General features: G+C 33.5%; 10 protein-coding genes. 3 read left to right on the top strand and 7 right to left on the bottom strand.

From position 1 onward, the window contains the following. Positions 1-123, top strand: a 123-nt coding sequence (locus CHB72_RS28160) for a sodium ion-translocating decarboxylase subunit beta (RefSeq protein WP_141131566.1), incomplete at its 5' end; no start/stop codon positions are given. Between the two features lie 48 nt (positions 124-171). Here CHB72_RS28160 and CHB72_RS25200 read toward each other — a convergent pair. Continuing rightward, a complete protein-coding gene (locus CHB72_RS25200) occupies positions 172-546 on the bottom strand; it encodes a class II SORL domain-containing protein (RefSeq protein WP_089285623.1) in 375 nt (124 codons plus the stop codon). 528 nt (positions 547-1,074) lie between these two features. Here CHB72_RS25200 and CHB72_RS25195 point away from each other — a divergent pair. Together CHB72_RS25195 and CHB72_RS25190 are read left to right on the top strand one after the other, a co-directional pair. Further along, entirely contained in the window at positions 1,075-1,902 is an 828-nt protein-coding gene (locus CHB72_RS25195; RefSeq protein WP_089285624.1) for a Nif3-like dinuclear metal center hexameric protein, read from the top strand. Between the two features lie 175 nt (positions 1,903-2,077). Next, a complete protein-coding gene (locus CHB72_RS25190) occupies positions 2,078-2,395 on the top strand; it encodes a hypothetical protein (protein WP_089285622.1) in 318 nt (105 codons plus the stop codon). A gap of 186 nt (positions 2,396-2,581) precedes the next feature. On the opposite strand, the gene CHB72_RS25185 is transcribed toward CHB72_RS25190, so the two are convergent. The 6 genes from CHB72_RS25185 to CHB72_RS25160 all read right to left on the bottom strand — a co-directional run bounded on the left by CHB72_RS25185 (position 2,582) and on the right by CHB72_RS25160 (position 7,909). Further along, a complete protein-coding gene (locus tag CHB72_RS25185; protein ID WP_089285621.1) occupies positions 2,582-3,238 on the bottom strand; it encodes a GntR family transcriptional regulator in 657 nt (218 codons plus the stop codon). 320 nt (positions 3,239-3,558) lie between these two features. Continuing rightward, entirely contained in the window at positions 3,559-4,821 is a 1,263-nt protein-coding gene (locus CHB72_RS25180; RefSeq protein WP_089285620.1) for a TRAP transporter large permease, read from the bottom strand. Further along, complete coding sequence (locus tag CHB72_RS25175; RefSeq protein ID WP_089285619.1) at positions 4,818-5,315, bottom strand: TRAP transporter small permease; 498 nt, start codon at positions 5,313-5,315, stop codon at positions 4,818-4,820. Before CHB72_RS25175 ends, CHB72_RS25180 begins: the two co-directional genes overlap by 4 nt. 57 nt (positions 5,316-5,372) lie before the next feature. Next, positions 5,373-6,413, bottom strand: coding sequence for a TRAP transporter substrate-binding protein (locus CHB72_RS25170; RefSeq protein ID WP_089285618.1), 1,041 nt, complete (start codon positions 6,411-6,413; stop codon positions 5,373-5,375). 1 nt (position 6,414) lies between these two features. Further along, on the bottom strand, positions 6,415-7,107 hold the full coding sequence (locus CHB72_RS25165) for a DUF2848 family protein (RefSeq protein WP_089285617.1): 693 nt from the start codon (positions 7,105-7,107) through the stop codon (positions 6,415-6,417). A 13-nt stretch (positions 7,108-7,120) separates the two neighbouring features. Further along, positions 7,121-7,909, bottom strand: coding sequence for a carbon-nitrogen family hydrolase (locus CHB72_RS25160; protein ID WP_089285616.1), 789 nt, complete (start codon positions 7,907-7,909; stop codon positions 7,121-7,123). Positions 7,910-8,193: the final 284 nt, after the last annotated feature.

Below are 8,193 nucleotides of genomic sequence, written 5' to 3'. Positions count from 1 at the left end.
TCACAGGTTGTTGGACAGAAAGAAAATCCTAGCAACTTTCTATTAATGCATGCTATGGGACCGAACGTTGCAGGAGTTATCGGTTCAGCAGTAGCAGCAGGGGTTCTATTGTCTCTGTTTTAGTTTTAAAGCAAATGAAAAAGCCACGCTTATCGTGGCTTTTTAGCTTTTCTACTCTACTACAATTTCTTGACTATTTTCCCACACACCATGGATATTACAGTAACTAATAGCATAAATGGTACCAGCTTTATCTAGTTTAACCTTTGTAGTACCCGCTGGTTCGGAAAAATTACCACCTTCTCCATGAGCCGTAAATTTAAATTCAGCTAACTCCACAGGGAATTTGCCACCTTCTTGAAAGAAAAATACTTTGATCCAGGATATATAATGCTCTAATGTATTAGGGTGAGGGATTTCATCTCCAATAGATACTCTTAAATCAAAAGTTTCACCAGCTTTAACCTTTTCTGGTGCATGTATTACAGGAACGTGTTTTTCACCTTTCCAATCTCCAGATTGTAAAAATTGTCCAAAAGTCTTCATAAAATTATTCCTCCTTTATTTTTCCATAAATTCCTTCTACACTATTTATAACCAAAGTTTTTAAAATATAACCAAAAACTTTTAAATAATGAAATATAACAAGCTTAAAAAAGGAAGTGAAAGCCATTAGCAAAAGTGAATCATATGAAGTTACGTACTGAATTTTATTAAAATATTTGTTTAGGATGACGTTTTTCTATTATTTTCACTGTCTACTTGACAGAAGGTAGTTCAGTATTGGGTGTATCCACTTCAAATATATGGTAAAATAAATTACGAGGCAGCTTTTTATGTCAAGAAAAGCAAGAGAGGGAATAGAAAGATCATATGTTGTGTAGACTGTTATAATTAAAACAAAAGAAATGTGGACACCCATTTCAAGATAGGAATAAAAAGTAAACCAATAAAATATTAAAAGAAAGAGGAATCTTCGCAGGACAAATACAAAGATTAATGGGGTATTATTTTGAAGAACTAAGCAATAGAACCGCTCCTGCGGCTTATTATAATGAAGAGGAGGAAATTAATATGAACACAAAAGAAATTATGGATATTGCTTTAGAATTAGCTGGATTAAGTGAAGTTCCAGAGGATTCTGGTATTATCGTTGAAGGAGAAAATATTAAAAAAGTGGCTATCGGTGTAGATATGGAACTGGCTGAGATGCTATTAGCAAGAGACTTAGGGGCAGATTTAGTCATCACTCACCATCCATCAGGAGGAAGTCCGAGGGTTAATCTACATAAGGTAATGGATAATCAAATTGATAGAATGGTAAGGGCTGGTGTGCCTATTAATAAAGCACAAAAAGCTTTAGGAGAGAAAAAGGGAGAGGTAGAAAGAATGCTGCATGTTTCTAACTATGACAGAGCGGTATCAGCAGCTAAGCTACTAAATATGCCCTTTATGGGTGTGCATACTCCTACAGATATCCTAGCAGAACGAACGGTTCAAAAACTATTGGATGAAAAGCTTCGAGATAAGCCGAAGGCTACGCTACAGGATGTAATAGATGCTCTAGAGACTCTTTCAGAGTATCAAAAGACAATGGCTAAGCCAGTGATTCGTGTAGGGCAAAAGGATGATTACGCAGGAAGAGTATTTGTAACCATGGCAGGGGGTACAGGTGGAGGAATTAATGTGCATAAAGCTTATTTTGAAGCTGGAGTAGGGACTTTGGTGGAGATGCATATACCAGAAGATGTGATTAAAGCCATTAAGGATGAAAATATAGGAAATGTAGTGGTTGCAGGACATATGGCTAGTGATTCTGTGGGAATTAATGTATTTGCTAATGAGTTAGAAAAAAAAGGGATTGAGATTATTCGAATGAGTGGATTAATCGATCCTAAATAGTGTTTACTGAGAACACCCTTTGGTAGAACCAAACCAATGCTATAATGTTATTAAGGGAAACCAAGGGGAAACCAAGGGGAAACCAAGGGGACGGTTCTAGTGGTCAGGAAATCTCTAAGTTTATGGCAATATAAATTTGGAGGCAATTATGGCATTGTACGTTACATAAGTGCAATTGTTAAATCAAAATAAATGGTTAAATATTTACACTTATTTAATTTATGATACCGAAGAAAAAAAGAGGCCAACAGGCATCAGTACTAACATGGTAAACCTCGTCTTCAAATCAATGCAGAATGTGTTGGAGGAGGGGACCCTTGTTTCTGAGAAGCCAGCTCTTGGAGGAGAAGAATTTGCATCTATTCATAATCCAAAGTTCAATCCAGATGAAAATGCTTTGGCAATAGGGATACAAATCATGGTACAAGTAGCCTTAAACTTTTGCAAGCCAATAAAAGACCTCAGCTCATTAGAAAGAAATCCTAAGGGCTGAGTTTTTTTTTATTTGTATTTGAGGATACTTCAAAAGTTATAATAGAATCCTGGAGATTTTCATGAAACATGAATCAACCACATTGTTAACAATAAGATGATTGATTATATATTAGTATTTAACTACGTTGTAGCAATCATATTTTGCAAGAAATAAACTAGAGGTATAAGATACTTAATATTTCCACTATTCATTGGTACCGATTGTATATTTATGGATTGCTTTACCGGTCATTAGCAAGTGATGATCCATAGCTTCTTTTGCTAAATAAACATTTCTTTCTTTTATAGCATCTAAAATATTTAGATGTTCTATAAGTGTAGTCTTATTTCTCTCGGGAACCAACAATACTTTTATTCCATAGAACCGAATAATATCATTAAAATTTTGCAATAAATCAAACAATATATCATTTTTACTTAAATAATATATTTTCTCATGGAATTCTCTATCTAATTTCATAAATTCAGTTGGGTTATAATTATTTAAGCATTCCTCTTGTTTCCGCAAAACAGCAGTTAGTTCTTTTATATCTTCATCATCTATGTTATTCATAGCCTCTTCTATAGCTGATATCTCCAGCACTCTTCTTACTTTTTGAGCATTCATAACATAATCCACATCAAAGGTCCTTACTACCGTTCCCTTATAGGGTTCATTTACTACCCAACCATCTGAATTTAATAATTGCAAGGCTTCTCTAATAGGAGTTCTGCTAACTCCCATTGTTTCTGCTAATTTTCTTTCATTAAGTACTTCTCCTTGGGAATATACTCCTATAATAATATCCTCTTTAATTTTCTCATATACCTTATATTTATATGATATTGATTTCTCTATCATCTTGGATTCCTTTCTAAATAAAGTATTAATATTATATTATACTAATAAGTAGCATTAATCAACAAAGTCTACACCGTTTTTCTAATGTTTTTTAAAATATCACTGAGCAAATTCTATACTTCTTAATTACTAACTTTATTGGATTTAACTTGATACTAAGGGGGATTCACCCCCCGTTATGATGAATATGTTAAGTGAGCGAAAGTCAGTATCGGGAGGGGGTGGAATCATTCTATTTGAAATTGATGGTGTTAAATTAGCTTATACCTTAAGAAAAACAAATTAGACTATTGAGGTCACTATTACAAACTTTAATAAAATTAAGATAATAAATTTGGCAATAGAAGTGTAAGGGTAGGTATATAGGTTACTATCAGTAGAATTATAATTAATACCATTAACATTGGTAATAAATCCTTGAATTGCGCTTTTAGTGGAATCTTAGCTATGGAACCTGATACAAATAGACAAACTCCAAGAGGTGGAGTACACATACCTATAGTAAGGTTGACAGCCATGATTAAGCCAAAGTGAACCAAGTCAATTCCAAAACTTTGTACTAATGGTAGGAATAATGGCGTAAAGATAACAACGGCACTTGTAGTATCGATAAATGTACCTGCAATGAGTAAGATGATATTAATGATTAGCAGTAACATGATTTTGGTATTTACTGTAGAGCTTAAGAAAGCGCCTACCGCTTGAGGTATGTTATTTACAGTAATGATCCATGTGAATAATGAGGCAAAGGCGACTACTATCAATACTTGTCCTGTAGCTTTTGTACTATCTACTAGTACGGGCCATATATCTTTAATTTCTAATTCATATACAAGCATTCCTATAATAACAGAATACAACACTGCGATGGCTGCGGACTCAGTTGGTGTAAATGCACCACTCATGATTCCGCCAATGATAATGATAGGCATCAAAAGCGCTAAGATAGCATCTTTACCAGATTTGAACATGTCTCTTGCTGAAGCCTTTGTTTCTCTACCGATATAATGTCTTTTCTTACCGATAAAATAGCTGTAAATCATTAAGCCAATACCCATTATGATACCTGGTAAAACGCCACCGATAAATAATTTTCCTACACTGACATTTGCAATAGTGCCATATACCAACAGCGGAATACTTGGGGGAATAATTGGTCCGATGGAACCTGAACATGCTAATAGTGGAGCACTAAACTCCTTTTCATAACCTTTATTTACCATTAAGGGGATCATTATACCACCTATTGCTGCGGTAGCTGCTATGGCAGAACCTGTTATAGCGGCAAAAAACATACTTGCAAGGATACTAACCATTGCAAGCCCGCTTGGAAAGTGTCCCAGTAAGGTATCTGCAAAATTTACAATTTTTTGAGACATACCTCCTCTGTACATTAAGTTGCCAGACAATATAAAAAGTGGAATGGCTGTTAATGCTATGCTATCAGCACCTGTAAACATTCTTTGGATGACTACTACTAGTGGATAACCATCCATGAAAATTTGTCCTAGAGAAACCAATCCTAATGAAAAAGCAACTGGTACACCAATCAAGAAAACTAGAAATAATGTCAATATGATCATTTTATGTCACCCCCAGTGTCTCCGTTGCTCTTTAAATTACTGATTTGTTCCATGACTTGCCTAAGTTGGTAATAGATCATAAAAATTCCTGATGTCGGTAATGATAAATAATAAAGTGACATTGGAATAGAAAGATAAGGTGCTTTTTGATTTGCTCCTGACTGCGTAAATATGAATCCATAATAAATAATAAACATGAAGAAAAAAGCCAAAACTATATTAATTCCTAATTCAAGAATTTTTTTGGCTTTTGGTTTAAGAGAAGTAAGCAAAATATCAATATTTAGGTGCTCTTTTTCTTTTACACAATAAGCTGCACCCCAAAAAACCAGATATATAAAACTCAATCTGATAATATCCTGCCCCCATCCAATAGGGCTTTTAAAGATATATCTAGCAACAACTTGTAATGTTGTAACAATAGAAAGGATAAGAGCGGAAAAAGCCATTATAAATCTAACGATAAAATCCACAATACGATCTAGTGTTTTCATCTTTTTTCCTCCCAACTAAGAGGTGCACTGTGTAGTACACCTCTGGTTTTCAAATTACTACTTTTTGCTATCTATTATTAATTCAACAAACTCTGGATTTACTAATCTCTGTACCTCTTCGAGCTTATATATGTCTTTTGTTGCTTCTATAAATGTTGATTTGTCAGGCTTTGTAACAATCATTCCTGCATCTTTTAATTCCTGTAAATATTGTTCTTCTATATTATTTATAGCTTCACGTTGTCTTGGAACTGCATTTTTAGCCGCTTGATCTATTGCTGATTGTAAATCTTCTGGCAATCCATCATAGAAATCCTTGTTCATTATCATACTAACTGGTGCGTAAGTATGTCCATCAAGTGTTAAATATTTTTGTACTTCATTGAACTTAGATGTATAGATTGAAGCAATAGGATTTTCTTGTCCATCAACCATACCTTGTTGTAATGCAGTATATAATTCATTAAATGATACTGGCACTGCAGAAGCTTTGAGACTGTCTATCAATGCAAACCATATAGGAGCTTCCTGTACTCTTATAGAAAGACCTCTCATATCAGCTGCAGTCTTGATTTCTTTAATATTGTTTGTAAAGTGTCTAAAACCTAGTTCTCCAAAACCTAAATGCTTAAATCCTTGCTCTTCAAATTTCGGATTAAGATATTCTGTAATGACTCCATCTAATAATTCATAAGCTTGTTCTTTTGTCTCATATAAGTAGGGAATTGACATGATCTGAGTGTCTGGAACCCATGCAGGTAAAGTACCATCTGTAGTAACAACGGTCATTTGGATAGTTCCTAATTTTACACCTTCCGCAGCTTCTCTTTCACCGCCAAGTGAAGCATTAGCATATATGTCTATTTCAAGATTTCCATCGTAGAGTTTTTCAAGTTCTTCTTGGAAATTTTTTGCCATGATTGTGGATTGGTGATCCTCATTTCCCACGCAGGCTATTTTAATTTGAATAGAGTCGTTGGATTTAGTATTCGTATCTGCATTAGGCTCGCTTCCTGTAGTATCTTCATTTCCTGTACATCCCATAAAAATACTGCTAACTATAACTAATACAATTAGTAAACTAATAAGTTTTTTCATCTTATCGTTCCTCCTCACTAATAATTTCAATATTATAATTAAAGCTTAACGTTCTATCTAACACTTGATCAATTATCATACATCTAAAATTATCTCCATATGCAAATCCGTTTAGCAATGGAACAGTTCCAGAAAAAATAATGCTATTTTGAATAGCTCCAATTCTATCCTTTAATTCAGATAAAATTTTTTCAACGGGTAAAATGTCAGCTAAAGAGCCATCTTGATAGAGAATTTCTTTACCGTCAATTGTTTGATAAGAAACTAATTTTATTTGATCCCAATGATCTTTTATGTCATCGTAATTCCATAATTCTTTTCCTATGGGTTTAGGGCATACTTGTTTCGCCTTAGGAACACTTATACTTTCTAATTTTCTGTCGGTATGATCGCTTCCAATTCCGATATATGCACTTCCATTGGCTAAAACGATAATATACTCAACTTCTCCAGATGTTTCTTTTCCAACAAATTTAATAATATCTTCTTGTGTTAACAACTCATGAGAGCACTCAAAAATGGTTGGAATCTTTTTTGGTGGAGCCACACCCAATTGCTCTTCTAATTCTTTTATATGTTCCATAGTCTTTTCAATGTTTCTTCCAGCATAACCAATTACAAGTAGCTCATCATAATTTACTGTTAGGTTTTCATCTCCAGATAAATTTTTCAATGTAAAATTTATCATTCCCATATTTATCATCCCTTTATTTGATTATATATAATTCTGGTCTTCTATCATTGTAAACATTAATGGTATTTCTGATCTCTTTTACTATTTCTATATCAAGTTTAGCTGTTATAATCTCTTCTTCAGAACTTGCTTTAACTAAAACGTCTCCCCAAGGACTGATTATAGATGAATGTCCACCATAGACTGTTTCTTCTGCAATACCAGAAGAATTAACGTTTACAACAAATATTTGGTTTTCGATGGCACGAGCTTGATTCAAAATCTCCCAATGATTAATTCTAGGTACAGGCCACTGAGCTACTACGAAAAGTATGCTTATGCCTTGTAAAGCTAATATACGAACTAATTCTACGAATCTAATATCGTAACATATTACTACACCGCACTTAATTCCATCTAAATCAAAAGTTGTTGTTTTAATGCCTTTATTGAAGTGATCGTCTTCATGCATATAAGAAAAAAGATGTGTTTTATCGTACTCAGCAATACATTCCCCCTTTCTATTAAAAATATATGAAGTATTGTATAAGCTTCCCCCTTTCTTATTAACAATTGAACCTCCAATAATGTTTAAATCTAATTCTTTAGATAATGTTGAAAATAATTTAATTGTACGTTTACCATCTTCATCAGCTAATTCCATAGTCTTCTCTACAGGGAAAAAGCCGGTATTCCACGTTTCTGGAAGAACTATGGTATCAGGTTTATCCTTTGCAGCAACTCTGATTAGTTCTTCAGCTCTCTTATAATTTTTATCTGGGTTTGCAAATTCCATATTCATTTGAATTGCACTTACTTTCATTTAAAATCCCCCCTTTATTTATAATTACTTAAAATTTTTTGAAGAAGTTTGATAAAAAATAAACCTGGTATTCGGTATACCATTAATTTTATTATATATTTATATATTTTTTTGTCAATATTTAACTATAAATAAATTCGATAAATTCAGAAATTTATTCCAAACCAAAACCAAAAACCAAGGGGACGACAGAGCGCGCCAAAAATCCAACAATTGGATAAGACAATCTTGATATAGCATACATAAAATCGCCCATAATAGTAGTAAGGACGGTGATATTATGA

The sequence above is a fragment of the Anaerovirgula multivorans genome, assembly GCF_900188145.1.
Classification (GTDB): Bacteria; Bacillota; Clostridia; order Peptostreptococcales; family Natronincolaceae; genus Anaerovirgula; species Anaerovirgula multivorans.
This window is presented reverse-complemented; position numbering and strand designations above follow the sequence as displayed.

What these genes read in the sequence shown, in the direction of transcription:
- CHB72_RS25195 (WP_089285624.1), top strand. Translation starts at nt 1,075, where the DNA reads ATGAACACAAAAGAAATTATGGATATTGCTTTAGAATTAGCTGGATTA.
- CHB72_RS25185 (WP_089285621.1), bottom strand. Translation starts at nt 3,238, where the DNA reads ATGATAGAGAAATCAATATCATATAAATATAAGGTATATGAGAAAATT.
- CHB72_RS25175 (WP_089285619.1), bottom strand. Translation starts at nt 5,315, where the DNA reads ATGAAAACACTAGATCGTATTGTGGATTTTATCGTTAGATTTATAATG.
- CHB72_RS25170 (WP_089285618.1), bottom strand. Translation starts at nt 6,413, where the DNA reads ATGAAAAAACTTATTAGTTTACTAATTGTATTAGTTATAGTTAGCAGT.
- CHB72_RS25165 (WP_089285617.1), bottom strand. Translation starts at nt 7,107, where the DNA reads ATGGGAATGATAAATTTTACATTGAAAAATTTATCTGGAGATGAAAAC.
- CHB72_RS25160 (WP_089285616.1), bottom strand. Translation starts at nt 7,909, where the DNA reads ATGAAAGTAAGTGCAATTCAAATGAATATGGAATTTGCAAACCCAGAT.
- CHB72_RS25180 (WP_089285620.1), bottom strand. Translation starts at nt 4,821, where the DNA reads ATGATCATATTGACATTATTTCTAGTTTTCTTGATTGGTGTACCAGTT.
- CHB72_RS25200 (WP_089285623.1), bottom strand. Translation starts at nt 546, where the DNA reads ATGAAGACTTTTGGACAATTTTTACAATCTGGAGATTGGAAAGGTGAA.